The 20,532-nt window shown below is 39.4% G+C and carries 12 protein-coding genes; 7 read left to right on the plus strand and 5 right to left on the minus strand.

The window, feature by feature from the left end:
• Nucleotides 1-492 precede the first annotated feature (492 nt).
• The 3 genes from MWU78_RS20215 to MWU78_RS20225 form a co-directional block, all read right to left on the minus strand.
• On the minus strand, nucleotides 493-2,481 hold the full coding sequence (locus tag MWU78_RS20215) for a putative porin (RefSeq protein WP_247001220.1): 1,989 nt from the start codon (nucleotides 2,479-2,481) through the stop codon (nucleotides 493-495).
• A 230-nt stretch (nucleotides 2,482-2,711) separates the two neighbouring features.
• Nucleotides 2,712-4,271 (minus strand): SusD/RagB family nutrient-binding outer membrane lipoprotein, encoded by a 1,560-nt coding sequence (locus tag MWU78_RS20220; protein ID WP_247001222.1) that lies wholly within the window; start codon nucleotides 4,269-4,271, stop codon nucleotides 2,712-2,714.
• A 12-nt stretch (nucleotides 4,272-4,283) separates the two neighbouring features.
• Nucleotides 4,284-7,547 (minus strand): SusC/RagA family TonB-linked outer membrane protein, encoded by a 3,264-nt coding sequence (locus tag MWU78_RS20225; RefSeq protein WP_247001224.1) that lies wholly within the window; start codon nucleotides 7,545-7,547, stop codon nucleotides 4,284-4,286.
• Between the two features lie 522 nt (nucleotides 7,548-8,069).
• On the opposite strand from MWU78_RS20225, the gene MWU78_RS20230 reads away from it, so the two are divergent.
• From MWU78_RS20230 to MWU78_RS20250, 5 genes are all read left to right on the plus strand, one after another.
• Nucleotides 8,070-8,666: a ribonuclease HII gene (locus MWU78_RS20230; RefSeq protein ID WP_247001226.1), complete on the plus strand. Its 597-nt coding sequence runs from the start codon at nucleotides 8,070-8,072 to the stop codon at nucleotides 8,664-8,666.
• A 29-nt stretch (nucleotides 8,667-8,695) separates the two neighbouring features.
• Nucleotides 8,696-11,155: a ribonuclease HII gene (locus MWU78_RS20235; RefSeq protein WP_247001228.1), complete on the plus strand. Its 2,460-nt coding sequence runs from the start codon at nucleotides 8,696-8,698 to the stop codon at nucleotides 11,153-11,155.
• Between the two features lie 318 nt (nucleotides 11,156-11,473).
• On the plus strand, nucleotides 11,474-12,811 hold the full coding sequence (locus tag MWU78_RS20240) for an OmpA family protein (RefSeq protein WP_247001230.1): 1,338 nt from the start codon (nucleotides 11,474-11,476) through the stop codon (nucleotides 12,809-12,811).
• Nucleotides 12,812-12,842: 31 nt separating this feature from the next.
• Entirely contained in the window at nucleotides 12,843-13,514 is a 672-nt protein-coding gene (locus tag MWU78_RS20245) for a DUF3108 domain-containing protein (protein ID WP_247001233.1), read from the plus strand.
• Between the two features lie 391 nt (nucleotides 13,515-13,905).
• Entirely contained in the window at nucleotides 13,906-14,253 is a 348-nt protein-coding gene (locus MWU78_RS20250) for a hypothetical protein (protein ID WP_247001235.1), read from the plus strand.
• A gap of 156 nt (nucleotides 14,254-14,409) precedes the next feature.
• On the opposite strand, the gene lipB is transcribed toward MWU78_RS20250, so the two are convergent.
• Nucleotides 14,410-15,126: a lipoyl(octanoyl) transferase LipB gene (gene lipB / locus MWU78_RS20255; protein ID WP_247001237.1), complete on the minus strand. Its 717-nt coding sequence runs from the start codon at nucleotides 15,124-15,126 to the stop codon at nucleotides 14,410-14,412.
• 44 nt (nucleotides 15,127-15,170) lie between these two features.
• On the minus strand, nucleotides 15,171-15,326 hold the full coding sequence (locus tag MWU78_RS20260; protein WP_187588110.1) for a YqaE/Pmp3 family membrane protein: 156 nt from the start codon (nucleotides 15,324-15,326) through the stop codon (nucleotides 15,171-15,173).
• Between the two features lie 190 nt (nucleotides 15,327-15,516).
• Here MWU78_RS20260 and lysS point away from each other — a divergent pair, with 190 nt between their 5' ends.
• Both lysS and MWU78_RS20270 read left to right on the plus strand, forming a co-directional pair.
• Nucleotides 15,517-17,208 (plus strand): lysine--tRNA ligase, encoded by a 1,692-nt coding sequence (gene lysS, locus MWU78_RS20265; RefSeq protein ID WP_247001239.1) that lies wholly within the window; start codon nucleotides 15,517-15,519, stop codon nucleotides 17,206-17,208.
• Between the two features lie 584 nt (nucleotides 17,209-17,792).
• Nucleotides 17,793-20,531 (plus strand): PSD1 and planctomycete cytochrome C domain-containing protein, encoded by a 2,739-nt coding sequence (locus tag MWU78_RS20270; RefSeq protein ID WP_247001241.1) that lies wholly within the window; start codon nucleotides 17,793-17,795, stop codon nucleotides 20,529-20,531.
• Nucleotide 20,532: the final 1 nt, after the last annotated feature.

The following is a 20,532-nucleotide window of genomic DNA, read 5'->3' on the forward strand; positions in this document are numbered from 1 at the left end:
CCGCTAGCGTTCATCCTGAGCCAGGATCAAACTCTTCATCGTTGATTCTTATATAACTTCGATCAACCATATGAGATATCTTCCCGGCCCGTTCTTTCGATTTCTTTTTCTGCACCACATCCCCGTTTCCGGAAATGTGGCGCGCTGTCTTTACAATATATCAATGAACTTATTTCTCTTTTATCGTTCGCCCTGTTTCCCAAAGCGGCTGCAAATGTACAGCCTTTTTTTAATCCGACAAGCTTTTTCGAAAAAATTTTATTTTTCTTTTTGCCAGTAGATCCGAAACAGTAACTTTAATGAACGTGGCGCTCCAAACACCCTTTCCGCCAATTCCGACATTGCTTCGTTAGCGGGGTGCAAATCTACCACCCTTTTTTAAATCCACAAGGGTTTTTTGAAACTTTTTTTTCCTTTTTTTCAAGGGCGCGCACAACGCCCTGTCAACAAGCATATTGCAACAAGGCAGCACACGCAAAAAAGGAAATTTACCTAAGAAAAGAAATTCCAAACCAGTCCAAATCGAATCACAAAATCCCTATAAGGATAATTGGGAGCAGCATAAAAATTATTACCAGAGAAAGAAGAGTTAAAGTGCTCGGCCTTTAAGAATATCCTAGTCTGCTGCACCTTGGCATTAATGAAAAAGTCTAACATGGGAAAACCACCCAATTCCTCCTGGTTCTGTAAATAGAATTCCCCCAACACCGGATTATAGGCATCCGCATTATAGGACGTAAAATACTTAAGGGTCACCCCTGTTTGGAAGTATAAGGCCTTTTTAAACCCGAAGTTCGAATAATACAAAGTGTTTCTTGTGACCACCTGCGGTACGTTTAAAACATTATTGGTCTGGGGTACATCCTGATACATTACCGTATTGTTGAGCGCAAACCCCTTCCATTTAAATTCCTTAGCATATTTGACCTTAAGAATATTAATGGTATTACCCTCCTGAAACGGTTTAATAAATGCCTGTTCCGCACCTTCGACCACAGTTTCCGCGGGATCTGAAGCAAAGTAGCTGTAATTGTCCAAAGAAGTGTATTTAGCCATTACATTGCCAAAAACCTTGGATTCCAGATCAAATTGAAAACCGTTATTGTTTATCTTATTAAAGTCTCCCGTATGTTGCCAGTTGTAATTACTGTAATCACTTTGATATAAAAGGAAATTAAAATTGGGCATACGTGAAGATGAGTGTATGGAAAATTTAAGCTTGTTGTTCTTATTAATGTCATAACTGGCAAAGGCATCCAATAAATTTCCTGACAAATCCCCCGAGATATTGACCTGGGCTGAGCCATTCAACTGAAAACCGCCAATCTTCTTTACATATTTGGCACCGGCAGAGATTTCATCGCCCCTTAGCTGGCTTTGGATAAGCTGGGTAGGTGTTTGTAATACCGAATTAAAAAAATAGCTGTAGTGGTAATGATTAATGAGCCCTGTCAATACACCTAATGTCTTATTGGAAAATTGGGCATAGACCTGATTATAAGTCGTTTTTAAGCTAGCCTTATCCGTAATACTGGACTCATAGCCATCCCCAAAATATTCGTTTTGGGCGGTTTGATTATATTGATAGTATTTGGTCTCATAATTAAACTCATGCCCAAGTGCCAAAGAAGTTGTCCTGGTCTTACCCGAATCTAATTTACTGCCAAATAGAATGTACTGATGATCCAAATAATACCTTTTACCCAATAGACGGTTGGTGGCATCGGAAAAAAGCACATCCAATCTGGAACGGTCGCTAAAATCGGAATCACCAGATTCAAATTGCAATTCCTTATTGGACAAACCACCATTTTCCTCCGTGGCGGAATTCTGGGCAGCAATGTGCGTTCTTAAATTATAGCGCTCATCCTTTGATACGTAATTGGCCGTCATTTTAAAATTTCCCGACTCGGCATCACTATATTGATATTTGCCCAAGGACCTAAAACCTTTGAATCCGATTGAAAAATTCAATCTTCTTGAGGTATTGAAAGCCAATAATGCATCCAAAAGCTGTCCTTGCTCAAAGGTGGTCTTAAACATTAGGTCGCTCATAGGGGTTGCCACATTGTAGTAATTAACATCCCTAGCTTCCATGTAATTATAATGCTTCGCGCTGGCACCCAATTTGGGATAGGTATCCTTTACATCAAAATTAACTCCCAATTTATTATACGGATGCCCTACATTGGCAAAAGGCATTAGCTCAAAATCGTCCCTTCGTAGAAAATTGTATTTATATTCCTTTTGGATAGAGATCGTAGTGTCCAAAAAAGTAGTATCCCTCTCGTAACTTATAATCTTGTAATCCTTTATAGTTACCTCTTGACCCTTTTCTTCACCATTATTTTTAGGTTTAAGGTTTTTAACCTTACGCTCCATACCGGCCTCCCCCTCGTTCCTTGAAGGGGGAATGGAATCTTCTTGTGCACTAATGGCCTGACTAAAAAACACTATTAAAAGTGTCAACAAATATCTCATGCTACGAACTTACGCTGACAAAGTTAATTTTTTTGTCCTTAATGAAATGTGAAAGTTTAAAAAACAGGAAAACAATACCTTATCAGGCGTTCCAAAATTAATGATAGCCGTATCCCTTAAATCTTGGAAATCCTATTAGCCAATTCCAAAACACACCAATTCCCATTCTGGCAACAAAAAAACCTGCAGGGGACACCTGCAGGTTTTAAGACTTAAAATTATAGTCTATTCTAGTTCAAATCCCAGAAAAGTTTGGTCTCTGCTTCATCACCTCCTATAGCAGAAGAAGCGGTACCGTAATTGGCCCCGTTCAAGGACTGTTCTATAATTGGGTAGGTATATCTATTAGGAAAACCGGAAACCGCCTCTACTGGAGTCGCCATAAGTGGATAATCCAATAATCTTATGGATGTCCAAGCTTCCAATCCCCTATTATAGAGCGCAATCCATTTTTGGGTCCCTATTACTTCTTTCCAAGGCGTAGTAGCCGTACTTGCCAAAATAGCCAAGTCATAATCTACATTGGGCTGAGACAAATACGTTGTTGCTTCGTCCTCAGTTCCACCCCAATCAAGGATAGAGGCCGTAATACCAGCGTCATAATGTTCCTTGGCCGTACCACCGACTTCAAATAACCTGGCCCTAGCCTCTGCAAGCAATAATTCTACCTCGGAATAGTCTAAAATTATACCAGGAAAAGTAGCTTCCTCCATCTGGGCATTTACATGGGTATGCGAGGAATAATTTGCAAGATTACCTATTTCCCCTCCAAAATACACCACCTGTTCAACTGAAGGATCCGCATCTATGTTGGATGCAAAATAATACTTCATCCTTGGATCGGTACTACTGACAGATCCAGGTACTACGGTAGGATCATCCTCATCATTGATGACACCATCCTCATTGGAATCTTCCAAGTACTCATAACTTCTTGGCTGCATAATATCTATAATGGTCATTCCCGCAACAAAATCCTTCCTTCCACTTAAAACCAAATTATCATAAATGGGATTGGTATTGGGGTCGGATCCCAAATATTCATATGCAGCATTATCCTCGTTGCTAGTAAACACACCTGCTGCAACCGCACTTTCTACAGTGGTTTTAGCGAAGGCCGCATCTACATCCGATAAAACAATACCCATTCTTAATTTCAGGGAAGCTGCGAATTTTTTCCATTTTGCCACATCGCCCCCATATATTCTATCCGCTGTACCAAAACTTTCATTGCTCTCGTCCAAAGCACTTATCGCGGCGGTCAATCTACCGATCAAATCCTTATAGACTGTTTCGCCATCATCGTACTTGGGAAGAAGATTGTCAATATCCAATGCTTCTGTATAAGGAACATCTCCAAATGTTTCCACCAAGATACTGTATGCATAAACATTAAGAATCTCAATAATAACCAATTTATTAGGTTTCAAAGCCTCCAACTCTGGAGTAGAGTAGGTTGTTGCCTCAATAACTATCTTGGCCTCATCCAAATCCTTTAAAACATCCTTGTACAATATGCTCCAATGTGTTGCAGGAATGGTTCTGGTCACCTGATCATAGTTACTTTCGTCCGTATACGTGGTTTCCTGTAAATATTGGGCCCAAAGTTTGGTATTATTGTTGTTCACATTCAAATCGACCACTTGGTCTACCAAGCTTTTCTGCGCCCCTGTGAACAAACTTTCACCTGGTACGGCCAAAGGATCCTTGATGTTCTCGTTCAGACTTTCCAAATCACTGGAACAAGAAGCAAAAATCACGGCAGTAATTAATATTGCTAGTTTTTTCATTTTAATTTTTTTTTAGAATTGTAATTTAAGATTGAAACCGAAATCCCTAGTGGTTGGCAAAGAACCAACGGAATACCCCTGAAGGTTACCAGCGGACAAACCTCCTTCCGGATCTTCATGTGGAATGTTTTTGTTTATTATCCATAGGTTAGACCCAATAAGGCTTAAACTAGCATTGGTCAAGAAGGTATTGGTCAATAATTTGCTAGGTAAATTATAGGTAAATGACACTTCCCTAAGTTTTACATAGCTAGCGTCATAGACAAATGCCTTATCCGGCAAGCCTCTTCTGTATCCAAAAGCACCATAATTACTTGCTTGGATCCTAGAAGTGTTTGTTGCACCATCAGGATTAACACCTTCATTGATAAAACCTCCGCCGTCGGCCAAGGTATTCCTAACAGGATTGCCCAAATCATTTATAAATACGGTCTCTGCATACAAGCCAGTGGCAAGACCATAATATTGGTCCAAGGAAAAAATGCTTCCTCCTTGTTGTATGTCGATCAAAAAGCTGAAAGAGAGATTTTTGTAGTTGAATTTATTGGATATCCCCATTAACCAATCTGGGTTAGTATCTCCTATGGTTTGATCCGAAGTAGACGTTTTTATAAATTGCCCGTCAGCCGGATCAACTACTCTCTGCCCATCAATATATGTATAGTCCGTACCATATAAGACACCGTATGGTTTTCCTACTTCGGCATTGAGGGTCACTCCTCCTTGGAAATCCCCTAACTGCAAAGTCTGGATTCCATCTTCCAATGATACTACCTCGTTTTTGTTCTTCGTCCAGTTGACCATGGCTGTCCAACTAAAATTATCCGTTCTTACCGGATTTCCAGAAATGGAAAGTTCCAGCCCCTTGTTTTCAATTTCACCAGCATTTAGGATTTTTTCCTCAAAACCAGTAGCCCTTGATACTGGAACTCCAAAAATTTGATCAACGGAATTAGTTTGGTAATATGCCATATCAAAACTTAATCTGTTGCGCAAAAATTTCATCTCCAATCCAACCTCAAAACTCTCCGTTTTCTCCGGTTTTAAATCGGGATTCTTTTTTTGATTGTCCACAGAAGTACTTGGTGACCCCGGTGGAATATTAACATTATAAGTGTCGTATAGAAAATCGAAAGGCGCACTGTTACCTACCTCTGCATAGTTGGCCCTTAATTTACCAAAAGTGATGAAATCAGCATTAAGAAGATTTGTAAATACAAAACTTGTGGCTATAGAAGGATAGTAAAAAGTACTATTATCTGCTGGCAAAGTAGAAGAGTGGTCCCTTCTAATAGTTGCATCAACAAAAATCATACTGTTATAGCCCAAAGAAGCGCTGGCATAAATACCGTCTACTCCTATTTTTTCAGCAATTTCCACAGGAAGTGCAAGAGGACCATTACTGTTTTGTAAAGAATACAGTTTAGGTACACTCAACCCACCACTTGTAGCAGAATAGATGGATTGAAAATCACTCCTTCTAATGTTGGTTCCAATTATTCCTTTTAGGTTGAAATCCTCGGAAAGATCCTTTTGAAAATTAAACATAAAGTCGTAATTGGTTTCCGTAACGTCCAAGTTTCTTCTACCGTATCCAGAATCCACATTTCCTCTGTTTCCAGCGCTATCAGGAATACCAAAGCTTGTAGGCACACTACCATTGGCCCTTCTCTCCTCCTGTATCTCAGAATAGGTATCGGTAGCTGCCCTTGCAGTAAAGTTTAACCAGTCTGTGAATTCATAATTCAAAGAAACATTACCTATAAAACGATTCCTACTATCGTTTTGGTAATTCTCGTAACGTGACCAATACGGGTTATCCCAAAATATTGGTGCCGAACCGGCTTCGCTTGTAGCTGGGTTCCAAGTAACATTTCTTTTAGTATCAAAATAAATGTCCTTTAAATCTTTAAGATCTACGTTAGTCTGCCACCATTGCTTAAAATTACTTATTTGGTTATCGTTATAACCTGTAGAATTACGGCCGAGCGCTTTGGTATTGATATAATTTGAATATCCGGTAACGGTCAATCGATCTGTCAATTTAAAAGAACCGCTCATCGAAAAATTATGCTTATTTATGGAACTGTTCGGCATAATACCACTTTGATCAAATCGAGTGTAATTTAATCTAAAAGACCCATCATCATCATAAGACCGTGCAAAAGAAACGGAATTGGTTGTTGTTATAGGCGTTTCAAAGAATGTTATTGGTCCGTTCTTGGCATTCACCCAAGGGGTAGCTGTTCTATAGTTGGGTGAATCCGGATCAAAAGAATCCCATTGGTACACCAACAAACTTGAATCGAAAGGCGCTCCATAAGAACCATCTTCGGTATACAGCGCTACCTGATCATCAATTCCGTCACCGGTAATATCTTCTTCGTACCAGAATCCGCCTGGGCCGTCGTAATATGCCCCGTATCCAGCACCGTATTGATCCTGATACTTGGCAAAAGTACTTTTATCTATAGATCCAAAGGTCATTCCAGAATTAACGGTAATGCCAATTCCTTGGGCATCCTTTCCTTTTTTAGTGGTTATCATAATAACCCCATTGGCCGCCCTAGAACCATAAAGGGCAGAAGCGGCAGCTCCCTTTAAAACGTTTACCGACTCAATATCATCTGGGTTTATGTCGGAAGCAGTATTTCCATAATCATAATAGTTACCACTTGCCTCACCTTGATACTTTGAATTGGTGTTGGTATTGTTTACAGGTACACCATCTATAACGAACAAGGCCTGGTTGCTTCCGGTCAATGAGGCATTTCCTCTAATAACCACATTGGTGGAACCACCTAAGTTGTTGTTCTTTTTAATCTGTATACCAGAGGCCTTTCCTGAAAGTGCATTTACGAAGTTTCCACTCTTAACAGTATTCAAATCCTCTCCCTGAACTTCCTGTGTAGAATATCCCAAGGATTTTTTGTCCCTTGAAATACCCAAAGCAGTTACTACTACTTCCTCCAAGGCCTGGGCATCCTCTTGCATAACCACGTTAATTGTGGACGATGCTCCAATTACTTTTGTTACACTCATTTGTCCAATATAGCTGAACAATAACGTTTGTCCTTCACTACCTTGAATGGTGTAATTACCATCAAAATCAGTTTGTGTTCCTGTAGTGGTCCCTTCGACCAAAATGTTTACCCCAGGCAAGGCTAGACCCATTTGGTCGGTCACCGTACCGGAAATTGTTTTTTCCTGTGCGTAGGAAAAACTCATTAATAACCCCATAATCGGAGCTAAAATCCAAGTTAGTTTTGATTTCATTTACTTTTTTTTAAGAATTAGTCAACCACAAACTTGTGAAAAAATCTTAAAAAAACCTAAATTTTTTAACAACATGAATATTTTATGTTAAAAAAATCCCTATTATTGTTTAATTGTTATTTATTAAGTCAATTCATAATCAATAGATCAAAAATAAGCCCATATACCGCTAATATTGTCATCAGATTATTCCTACTTTATTTGTAATAGTGCATTTTGAATTGGTTTTTAACATAAAAACCATACCTCAAAACTGTATTTGGCCATAAAAAATTGGTTGTTTACTTATTACTATTCCAATAAAAAATTACCAAAAGTTCCTCAATTCCTAATCTATAAGGGACTATAATTGATAATGTTAGCTCCATATAAATTAGATTCAATTGGGCACAAATCCTTTTTTTTTAAATTTTTATATTTGGCATCTGTGGTCGTAAGTAAAATCACTTGCTGCTAGGATTCGTCTTGTCAAGGTCCTATAAACAGTTTTCCTTACCCTGTAATACTTTTAGAAAACCTTAAATGTTAAAAGCCAAATACAAATACCTTTTAGAAGCCGGAACCGATGAAGCCGGTCGAGGATGCCTTGCAGGACCCGTAACGGCCGCAGCCGTTATTTTGCCCAAAGATTTTGCAAATGACACCCTAAATGATTCAAAAGTATTGACTGCTTTGAAACGCGATTTCCTAAGACCCATAATAGAAACCAATGCCACGACCTATGCGGTTGCCCAGGTTTTCCCTGAAGAAATAGACAGAATAAATATTTTAAACGCTTCCTTTTTGGCCATGCACAAAGCCCTTGATCAATTAACTGTAAATCCAAAATTGATTATTGTTGACGGCAACAGGTTTAATCCCTACCACAACATTCCCCACTGCTGCATAATTAAAGGAGATGGCAAATACCTAAGCATTGCTGCCGCTTCCATTCTGGCCAAAACCTATAGGGATGCCTACATGGAAAAAATTGACTTGGAATACCCCATGTACAACTGGAAAAAAAACAAGGGTTATCCCACCAAGGAACATAGAGAAGCCATCAGGAAATACGGTTTAACGAAATACCATAGAAAAACTTTTAGACAATTACCGGATCAATTGAAACTGGGCTTATAAAAATCTTAAATTTGTTCAAAGCATTATTTATGAAATTCAAATTAATTGCTGTACTTTTTTTACTCACCTTCGGATGTACAGAACAAAGCACTAAAACCTCGCCACTACTCTACTTCGTTCCACAGAACAGTGCCATTATCATAAAAATCAACGACAAACCCTCCTTTACCAGTGAACTGGAAAACAGCGACCTGATCAAGACATTATCCGCTACCACGGCCTATACCTCCGTATTAGACAAACTTAAGGCTCTAAAATACCTTCAACCCAATGGTGAAAGTATTTTGGCATTCGTAGAATTGGGCAAGGAAAGTTTTGAATTGCTCTTTATTACCCAAAAAAGCGACGACCTATTCCAAATTGATGATGAAAGCAATAAAGTTGTAGAAAATATTAGCTATGAAGGAAAAAACTTTAACAAGTACAGTGTGGATGGGGCTACTTTCTTTTCTACTGTATTGAATGACAAAATAATAGTAAGCTCAGCACAAATGTTGATCGAAAATATTCTTCGCAATGAAAAGGATTTAATGGTTAACGAATCATTAAATAAACTTAATCAGATCGCCAATAATCAGAGTAGTGCAAATGTTTTTGTAAACACCAAACAAAGCAACCCATTACTAGCCCATATTTTTGCCGATGCACAAAAGGCTGACATTTCGAAATTTACAGATTGGGTTTCCCTCGATTTTAACACCAATAAAGACCATATAAAACTCAGTGGTATTAGCATGGCCAATGATTCCATAATAAACTACAGTAATCTTTTTAGGGACAGCCATGCCTTAACCCCCAGAACTCCTAATCTTGCTCCAATGGCTGCCGATGCCATTATGGCCTACACCTTCGACAATTATAAAAACTTTGCGCTGAACCAAAAAAAATATCTGGACCGTTCCATAGTTATTGACACCACTTTTAAGGCAGTGGAAGAAATTGGTTTTGTTTATATGAACAATGAAAAGGCTGTAATTCATCACACTTACGGTTCCGAGAATATACTGAACTATCTGGATAAACTGGAAAAGGCATCCGAAGAATACCAGGGCAATGAAATTGTTGAGCTTTCCAAGTCCGACTTCCTTAATCACTATTTTAATCCTTTAGTACAAGATTTCGAAGCCAAATATTATACCATCGTAGAAAATGCCTTTGTGTTCTCCTCCTCATCGGAAACCCTTAAGACCTTCATTGGTAATTTTAAAAATGCTTCCACTTTTGAAAAAACATCAGTTTATAAAACGGCAAAAGAGCAATTGGCAGACGAATCTTCCATGCTTTTTGTGTCAAATGCAGATGGTGTTGAATATTTTTTAGATACCTATTTTGACAAAGAGATTACCAAGGATATTAAGACCAAAGACCTTTCGGAGTATTCGTTTGCTGCCCAAATGGTCTCTGATGATAATTTCCATCACACCAATATACTTTTTCAAAAAATAGCCCACGAAACCACCCTGAACAAGACTATTCCCTATTTCACACTACAGTTGGATACTGAAATAGTTACTCCTCCTCAATTTGTAAAAAATCATAGGACTAATAAAGACGAAATTATAGTTCAGGACCAGGACAACAACCTATATCTAATTTCTACCGACGGCAAGGTAATATGGAAAAAACAACTAAAAGGTAGGATCCAAGGACGTGTGGAACAGGTAGACCTATACAAAAATGGCCGTTTACAATTGGCGTTCACTACCGATAATGAGTTTCTTATAGTAGATAGGAATGGAAAAGATGTACCACCCTTTAACTTCTCATACGAAGGAGGGAATCTAAACCCTTTGGCCGTATTTGATTACGACCGTAAAAAGGACTATCGATTTGTAGTTGCCCAGGGAACAAAAGTGTTTATGTACAATCGTTTGGGACAGATTGTGAATGGCTTTAAGTACACCAAGGCAGAAAATCCCATTCTAGGCACACCCAAACATTTTAGGGTTGGCAAAAAGGACTACTTGGTAATGAAACAAGAAGGTGGAGTATTAAAAATATTATCTAGGACAGGTGATAACCGTGTTAACGTGAAAGACAAAATAAATTTTTCCGACAACGAGGTACTTCTCCATAAAAATAAGTTTACGGTAACCGACACCAAAGGACGTCTATTCCAAATTGACGAAAAAGGTAAAACAACTACAGCCAATCTAAATCTGCTCCCGGATCATGGTATAGATGCCACAAGCAATACATTAGCCTTAATGAACGATAATATACTGACCATAAGGAGCAAAAAAGTGGAATTGGACCTTGGGGTGTATTCAAAGCCTAGAATATTTTATTTAAACGACAAAATATACATTAGCGTTACGGATATACAGAACCAAAAAATCTATCTTTTCGACAGTCAGGCTGAAGTCATTTCCAACTTTCCAGTTCCCGGGAATTCCAGTATCGACCTAATTGATATGGACAATGACCATAAATTGGAACTGGTGGCAAAAGACCAGGACAACTCGATTATAGTTTATAAGATCAACTAGAAAATATTCTTGAATATAGATTTCCTCCTTAAATAACATCCTCCAGATTTTTCTTTAAATTTTATAAGAAAAATAATAGAATTTTATACGACTAATCCTATACTGCATGGTGGTTCCATGCCCCATTGAACCTCTTTTTTCAAAAACTTTTTTAACTCAAATGTTAACCATAGGGGTTACCATACTATTAATACATAAAAACGTGCAAGATATACACCATTACGGTCCTCAGGCTAAAATTTCGTTAATTTTAGTTAATTTATTGACATGTAGCACATTATAACAAAAATACATTGAGAACAATAAAAATTAAAGATTATGAATAGCTTCAAAATTTTCCCCAGAGTAATATTATCTTTTCTGTTGGTATTCTTTGTCAGCAGCGAAGTACATGGTCAAATATTGAAAAAATTGGGCAAACGCGCAGAAAGGGCCGTAGAGCGGACTGTAGAAAGACGTGTTGATCAAGAAACCACAAAAAAGACGGATGAAGTCTTGGACAGTATTTTGGAACCAGGCTCTAAAAAATCGCCAACAGACCCACAAATTGGAAACCCATTACCTCCTGCAGGCCAGAACAATCCCGGAAATGTGGGTGCAAACAACGGCAGTGGCGGCACGGACAACCAGACTACTAGAAAAACCATTGAGGTATACAGTAAATTTGACTATGTACCTGGAGACAAGCCTTTATTTTTTGATGATTTCTCCAACGATTTCATTGGCGACTTCCCATCCAGATGGAACACCAATGGTGGCGGGGAAGTTGTGTCCGTGAATGATTCTGACGAAAAGTGGCTGGAATTAATTTCTGGATACAACATTTATTATATTCCGGACATACCAAATTTGCCTGAGGAATACACTATTGAATTTGATATTTTGGCCTTAGGACTGGACAATAAGACGTCTTCAACAGCATTCCTTAGAGTAGCTTTAAGTGATGACGACAAATTTAAAGACGGCGCCAATTTTGTACATGCCCATATCCCTTTCTGCCAATACTCCCCAATAGGCATAACCATGGCCAATCACATTAATAACAAAAGAGAAATTTACAGTGTTGTTAGGGCAGATCTTAGGGAAGAGATTTTAGATAGACCACATGTTTCCATTGCTGTGAACAAGCAGCGTTTTAGATTATGGGTAAACGAAGAAAAACATATTGATATCCCCAGGATGGTACCCCAAGGGGCCGTATTAAAAACTTTAAAATTTCATATGAACAATTTTAAGGATGGCAAGGAACGCGTGTTCATTAGCAACATTAAAGTTGCCGAAGGTGGTTTGGACTTACGACGCACATTAATTTCTGAAGGGGAGGTCTCCACTAATGGGATTCTATTCGATTCGGGTTCGGCCAATATCCAACCACAATCCATGGGGATCATTCGACAAATTTCCCAAGTTTTACAGGAAGAAAACGGAATGAACCTAATGATAATTGGACATACCGACGCCGATGGCCCTGAAGACACCAATTTAAGCTTGTCACAAAAGCGGGCTGCTGCGGTGAAGAACGCCCTGGTGGATGTTTATGGTATTGCAGACAGCCGTCTGCAAACCCAGGGCAAGGGAGAAAGCCAACCCATAGGGGATAATAATACTCCGGACGGCAAAGCCCAAAACAGGCGTGTCGTTTTCAAAAAAATATAACATTAAAACATATCCATCTTAAATAAAAAATATGAGAACACTTACCTTTATTTTTAGCTTTTGCCTTGTAACCACAATCACTTTCTCACAGGATTGTAGCAAATACTTCCCAATGGACGAAGGCACCAAATTCCAAATTACCAATTATGACAAGAAAGATAAAGTGTCTGGAGTAATGGATTATGTGGTAAAGGAGTTTAGTGGCAATACTGCTACCCTGTTCTACGAAATGCACGACGAAAAAGGCAAAATGATTTTGAGTTCGGAATATGGAGTCACTTGCACGAATGACGGGATCAAAGTGGATTTCAGCTCCATGATGTCGCCAGAGGTAATGGGACAATACGAGGATATGGAGGTGGAAATGACCGGTACCGATCTTTTATACCCCAATAATATCAGTACAGGACAGTCTCTACCCGATGCCGATGTATTGATGACGGTTAAGATGCCTCCCCTCAACATGAAAATGAATATGAATTTTTTCAACAGAAAAGTAATAGGCAGCGAATCCGTAACCACTCCGGCCGGAACTTTCGATTGCTATGTAATCACCTTTGATACCGAGGCTAAAATGGGCGTAAAGATGACGAATAGTAATAAGTTATGGCTCGCCGAGGGTTATGGCATGGTACAACAGGAAACCTATAATAAAAAGGGAGATATTATAGGCAGGAGTGTACTTACCGGTTTTGAAAAATGATAGGAAAATCTTTTGAAGGATTAATGATATGAATGCTCAGGCCAATCGAAATTTTAATATGTCCAAGGTCATCTTCCTACGCCATTGAGACTAGAGTTAGCTTATTCTTGTTCTCTTTTGGACCTAGGCGCTACCTTCAACCATGAAGAATGTGGACTGCTTCACATCTGCCCAAAGAAAATATAACAAAACAGGTTCGCCAAAAAGGTAAACCGGACATTGTCCTCTAAAACAGAAAAGCCAACCCAACTATTATTTGGAGGATGGGCCAATAGGCTTAACGTTGACCTTAGTATAAGATAACAATTTACAACACCTGAAATAAAGAAAAGGGTAACCTTTTAGTGAAAAGTCATCATTAAGTAAAGTAAAAAATTAAAAATCGAGAATAATGAAAACGCTAAAAACATTTATAATATTAGCCAGTTTAGTTAGCCTTACCTTCGCCAATGCACAGACCGATCCCAAACAAAAACCTGAGGCCACCAATAACTTTTTAGATCTACAGGCCAGGACCCTTGGTAACATCCTTGGTGATTCATTAACGGGCGGCAATGGCATGGTTACCGATTATCTGGACCTAGTGAACAAGAGTGATATGCCCGAGGCTGATAAACAAAATTTACGGGACGCCTATCACCGTTATTCCCAAGCTTTGGATGCCCAGGGCAAAGATTCCTTGTCGATAGCCTTGACCCAAAAGTTTATATCAAAAAACAATAAAGACAGTATAAAATAAAATACACGTGAACTTAATTTGTCCCTTGCCAGAAATTTAGGCGGAATGAGTAGGATCAAGGAAAAGAAAAGTCCTGGACTGAAAATGATTCAGATAAAAATTGAGCAAAAAAATAAGAAGGAAGAAGTTTTGGTTTTACCCAATTATTAACTACTCCTACACTTGAGTTTTGGCCGAAATAAGTTGTGCTTCGAACAGTATCCCAAAATGCTTCAATAGTCTTTGCTTCACCTCGGCCATATCCACTTCCTTTTGGCCAAGTTCCACATTTAAGGAAGTAACGGCCTTACCTTTAATGCCGCAGGGAATCATCAGATCAAAATAGCCCAGATCGGCATTCACGTTCAATGCAAAACCGTGCATGGTTACCCAACGGCTGGCACGTACGCCCATGGCACATATTTTTCGGGCAAATGGTGTACCCACATCCAACCAAACCCCTGTTTCTCCTTTGGATCGCTCCGCCTTAAGACCGTAGTCCGCCAGGGTCAAAATAACCATTTCCTCTAAAATCCTCAGGTATTTATGAATATCGGTAAAGAAATTATCGAGGTCCAAAATAGGATAACCAACAATCTGTCCCGGGCCATGATAGGTGATGTCCCCGCCACGGTTTATCTTGTAGAATTTTGCACCTTTTTCGGTAAGTACGTTTTCATCCACCAACAGGTTATCCATATCACCACTTTTTCCCAAAGTGTATACATGTGGATGCTCTACAAACAAAAAATGATTGGGCGTTTCCAATTGGGAACCCTCCCTCCTATTCCTTATTTTTAAGTCGATAATAGATTTGAACAGTTGCTCCTGGTAATCCCAAGTATCCTTGTAATCTTTACATCCCAAATCTTCTAAGAGAATCCTTTTGTTCATTTTGCAAAGATACAAACTCCGACCATAAACCAAACCTAAAACCCCTAGTTGGGATTGTTAAGGATGATCAAGGCGGCAATAACGCCAGGCACCCACCCGCAAAGAGTGAGCAGAAAAACGATAATAAAGGAACCGCACCCCTTGCCAATTACGGCCAAGGGTGGAAAAACAATGGCCAATATGACCCTAAAACAACCCATGCTTTTTTAAATTTTTATTTGGTGCTGTCCCTCATCGGGACAAGTGCACTAATAAGACTAAAAAACGGGCATTTTGTTACAAGAAAATGGGAATAATTTGGATACGCTATTTTGAAAACAATCAATTCCAGTTTTTGGATTGATAGATTAACGGAGAGTGCCTATATTTGCAGCCTTAATTTATAAGAATATGCAACTTTCGGAACAAGAAGTAATTAGAAGGGAAAAACTTGGCAAGTTAAGGGAAATGGGCATCGACCCCTACCCCGCCGCTCTATACCCAGTAGATAGCACTTCTAAAAAGGCCAAGGAGAATTATGAAGAAGGTAAAAAGGTTGTTCTTTCAGGAAGACTTATGTCCAGAAGAATCCAAGGTAAGGCTTCTTTTGCCGAACTACAGGATAGTGAAGGCCGTATACAGGTCTATTTTAACAGGGACGAAATTTGTACAGGAGAAGATAAAACCTTGTACAACGATGTTTATAAGAAATTGTTGGACATTGGTGATATCATTGGCATTGAAGGGGAGCTTTTCACCACTCAGGTTGGAGAGAAAACCGTAATGGTAAGGAATTTTACCTTACTAAGTAAATCCTTGCGCCCATTGCCGTTACCAAAGGTAGATGCAGAAGGTAAGGTTTATGATGAATTTAACGACCCCGAATTGCGCTATCGCCAGCGATATGTGGATTTGGTAGTAAACCCAAGCGTTAAGAAAAATTTTATAAAGCGTACCAAAATCACCAATAGTATGCGTCAGTTTTTTAACGATGCCGGCTATTTGGAGGTGGAGACCCCTATTCTTCAACCCATTCCTGGAGGTGCTGCGGCTCGTCCGTTTATGACGCACCACAACGCATTGAACATTCCTTTATATTTAAGGGTGGCCAATGAGCTATACCTAAAAAGGTTGATTGTTGGTGGCTTTGATGGCGTCTACGAATTTGCGAAGGATTTTAGAAACGAGGGCATGGATCGTACCCATAATCCTGAATTTACGGTCATGGAACTTTATGTGGCCTACAAGGATTACAATTGGATGATGGACATGACCGAAAAGCTTTTGGAAAAGGTAGCCGTTGACTCCAATGGTACTTCAAAAGTTACCGTGGGCAAAAATGAAATAGAATTTAAAGCCCCTTACCCTAGAGTGCCTATTTTGGAAGCTATTAAAATCCATACCGGTTTTGATGTTGCCGGGATGAACGAGGTGGAACTTAGGGAAGTTGCAAAAAAACTAAATATTGAAGCCGACGACAGCATGGGTGTGGGGAAACTTATCGATGAAATTTTCGGTGAAAAATGCGAACATCACTACATACAGCCTACCTTCATCACAGATTACCCCAAAGAAATGAGTCCTTTGTGCAAGGAACATAGGGACAATCCGGCATTAACCGAACGTTTTGAACTCATGGTAAATGGAAAGGAATTGGCCAATGCCTATTCCGAGCTGAACGATCCCATTGACCAGCGAGAAAGGTTTGAAGAGCAACTTCAACTATCTGAAAAAGGGGATGACGAGGCCATGTTCATTGATCAAGATTTCCTAAGGGCATTGGAGTATGGAATGCCCCCTACGAGTGGTATTGGTATTGGCATTGACCGCTTGGTTATGTTAATGACCAACAACGCTTCCATTCAGGAAGTTCTGTTCTTCCCTCAAATGAGACCGGAAAAGAAACAAGTTGATCTTAGCGAGGAAGAAAAAGAGATACTTGCCCTCTTAAAACCGGAAGGCAAATTAGCTTTGGATGACCTTAAGACCAAAGCGGGACTAAGCGGTAAAAAATGGGATAAATCCATGAAGGCCCTTTCCAAGCACGAGTTGATTAAGGTTGCCACCGAAGGAGACACTAAAGTGGTGCTTCTAAAAAAATAATTTCCAAGGAAACTAACAAAAACTTCCAATAATTTTTAGGCGATTCTATCCTTATGATAGAATCGCCTAAAAATATTGTACCCCATCATCATCATCATCATCATCATCATCATCATCATCATCATCTGCTGTTAGTGTAATTTTATGTTGTCAATGCCTTTGCAATTTCATACTTTTATAAGGGTAAGATTCTGATTTAAATTTAAATTTAGGTCGAATTACTTGGGGTATTGACAGAAATCATCCAAAAATGATAGGTATTTGATAGAGAATGGGTTTATTTCCTATATAATTGATGAAAATACCCCCGTTTTATCACCTAAAATAATTTCATTTTGCATGTCGGAGAGATTGAACTCTTAAAACAAGGTGAATATTGGTGAACTGATAAGAACATTTGTATTAGTTTGGGATAAAATAGTATTAGAAATAGACCTGATCTGAATTGCACCTAATTTTATTAAGCTTATTGTTATACTTTTTAGAGCATATAGCTGAAATCCTTACTGATACCCTACCTCAATTATGGACAAGAGGTACGGATTTGAAAACATTGATAAAGAACAACATTTTAAAATATTAACGTGAAAAAGAAAGTATCATTTGGCCTTCTATTTATCGGCATCATTATACTTGTTATTTCCGTTTGGAGCCTTCTTAAACCTTCGGATACGGTAGATTTTAGTGCGGATATAAAACCTATTCTGAACAAGAATTGTATTACCTGCCACGGTGGGGTTAAAAAAAGTGGTGGTTTTAGCCTATTATTTGAGGAGGAGGCTTTTGCCAATACCGAATCCGGAGTTCCTGCCATTATTCCTGGCAATGCGGCCAAAAGCCCTTTCATTCAGCGTATAAGGGAAGATGATCCGGAATTGCGCATGCCCTATAAAAAATCCAAACTTTCAAAAGAGGACATAGAACTATTGACCAAGTGGATTGATCAAGGTGCCAAATGGGGCAAACATTGGGCCTATACCTTACCGGAAAAAGTTGAAATTCCGGAAGCAACACAATCTGCCGGTATTTCTTCCAATGATTCTGAAGGGTTTATTAAAAATGAAATTGACCACTTTATTTTAAGAACCCTGAAAAATAATGAGCTGATACCAAGTCCGGCCGCAGAGCCTAATATAATTGCTAGAAGGCTGGCCATGGATATTACCGGACTCCCACCGGACAATTCCCTATTTAATGATTATACATCTGGCAAAATTACCTATGAAAATATGGTAGACGAGCTGTTGTCCCGAGAGGCATATGGTGAAAAATGGGCCAGTTGGTGGTTGGACCATGCCCGCTATGCGGACACCAAGGGCTATGAAAAAGATATGGGAAGATCTATGTGGCAGTATCGCGATTGGGTCATAAAAGCCCTAAACAACGATATGCCCTACGACCAATTTACCATTGAGCAATTGGCAGGCGACCTGTTGCCCAACCCATCTGCCGATCAACTTATAGCGACTGCTTTCCACAGAAACACAATGAACAATGACGAGGGAGGAACGGATGACGAGGAATTTAGGGTAGCCTCCCTAATTGATAGGGTGAACACTACCTTTGAAGTATGGCAGAGCACCACTATAGGATGTGTTCAATGCCACAGCCATACCTATGACCCCTTTAAAAATAGGGAATACTACAATCTAATGGCATTTTTCAACAATACCAGAGATGAGGACACATCGGAAGATGAGCCTAATTTGAAATTTTACAACGAGGAGCAACAGGAGGAAGTAGACAAGATATACCAATGGATTTCTAAAAACGAGAATAAGGAGGTTGCCAAAGACTATACCAATTTCTTACAATATTCTGAACCGATATACCATGCCCATTTGGCCAAGAATTATACCAACGGAAATTTGGCGGACACAAAATGGCTAGCCTTAAGGGACAATGGCTCCTGTTACCTCAATGATGTCTATACCCAAGGTGCCAATTATATGTACATGAAGTATTCCTCTGAAACAGATGGAACCAAAGTAACCATAAGAAGAGATAATGCGGAAGGAGAAATTTTGGCCCAATTTACAACGAACAAAACCGAGGACAGGGAAATTCATAAGTTCCCTTTCAAAAAAACTAACGACAAACTAAACCTATATATTGAGGCCAATAACGATAAGATTTCTCCGAAAAGTCCCACGAGTTTTATTTCGTGGTTTGCTTTTCTTCCAGAAATAAAGGCAAAGAAAAATTCGGCATATACCCAAATTGATGACAGTTTTATGAAACTGTTGAACACCATTACTCCCACACTACCTATTATGGTGGAAAACCCAGATTACCTAAAAAGAACCACACAGGTTTTTGAAAGGGGCAACTGGCTTATGAAAACGGATACTGTTCAACCCGCTACTCCACAAAGCCTGCATGCCTGGAACGATGCATGGTCAAAAAATAGGCTGGGGTTCTCCAAGTGGATCGTTAGCAAGGAAAATCCTTTAACCGCACGTACCTTGGTCAATAGAGTATGGCAGCAGATCTATGGCCGTGGTATAGTAGCCTCTTTGGAAGACATGGGATCGCAATCCGACCCACCATCCCATCCAGAATTATTGGACTGGTTGGCATTAAGGTTAATGAACGAGCATAATTGGAGCATTAAAGCCTTGGTAAAGGACATTGTAATGTCCGGCACTTACAGACAAAGTTCGAAGAACAATGCCAAATTATACAATTTAGATCCGGAAAACAGACTCTATGCACGTGGACCAAGAATACGCTTGGGGGCCGAACAAATTCGAGATCAGGCCTTGGCCGTATCCGGGCTTTTGAGTACAAAAATGTACGGCCCCAGTGTAATGCCACCACAACCGGAAGGTATATGGCAAACTGTATACAACGGTGGCAATTGGGTAGAAAGCCAAGGGGAAGACAAATACCGAAAGGCAGTATACACTTATTTAAAAAGAACCAGCCCCTACCCTTCCTTTCTGACTTTTGACGCAGGAAGTAGGGAAGTATCAACAGTGCGCAGGACGGTAACCAACACCCCTTTACAGGCCCTGGTTACCCTAAACGATCCTGTATATCTGGAAACTGCCTATCATTTGGCCAAAATTATGAGGCAGGGCAAGAATGTGGACTCGAGCATACGGACAGGATATAAAAAAGCTGTTTTGGCGGACCTTAGCGAGGAAAAATTGAGCGCTTTAAGGGAATTGTACAACGTTTCCCTTTCCGATTTTCAAGAAAAACCAAAGAATATTAAGGAATTTATTCCTTTTGAAACCGACACAGATGCCAATTTAGCAGCATTGACCGTAGTGGCCAATGCGATCATGAACCTGGATGAGTTTTTAACAAAATCGTAGT

Source organism: Arenibacter sp. F26102 (assembly GCF_023015865.1).
Taxonomy (GTDB): Bacteria; Bacteroidota; Bacteroidia; order Flavobacteriales; family Flavobacteriaceae; genus Arenibacter.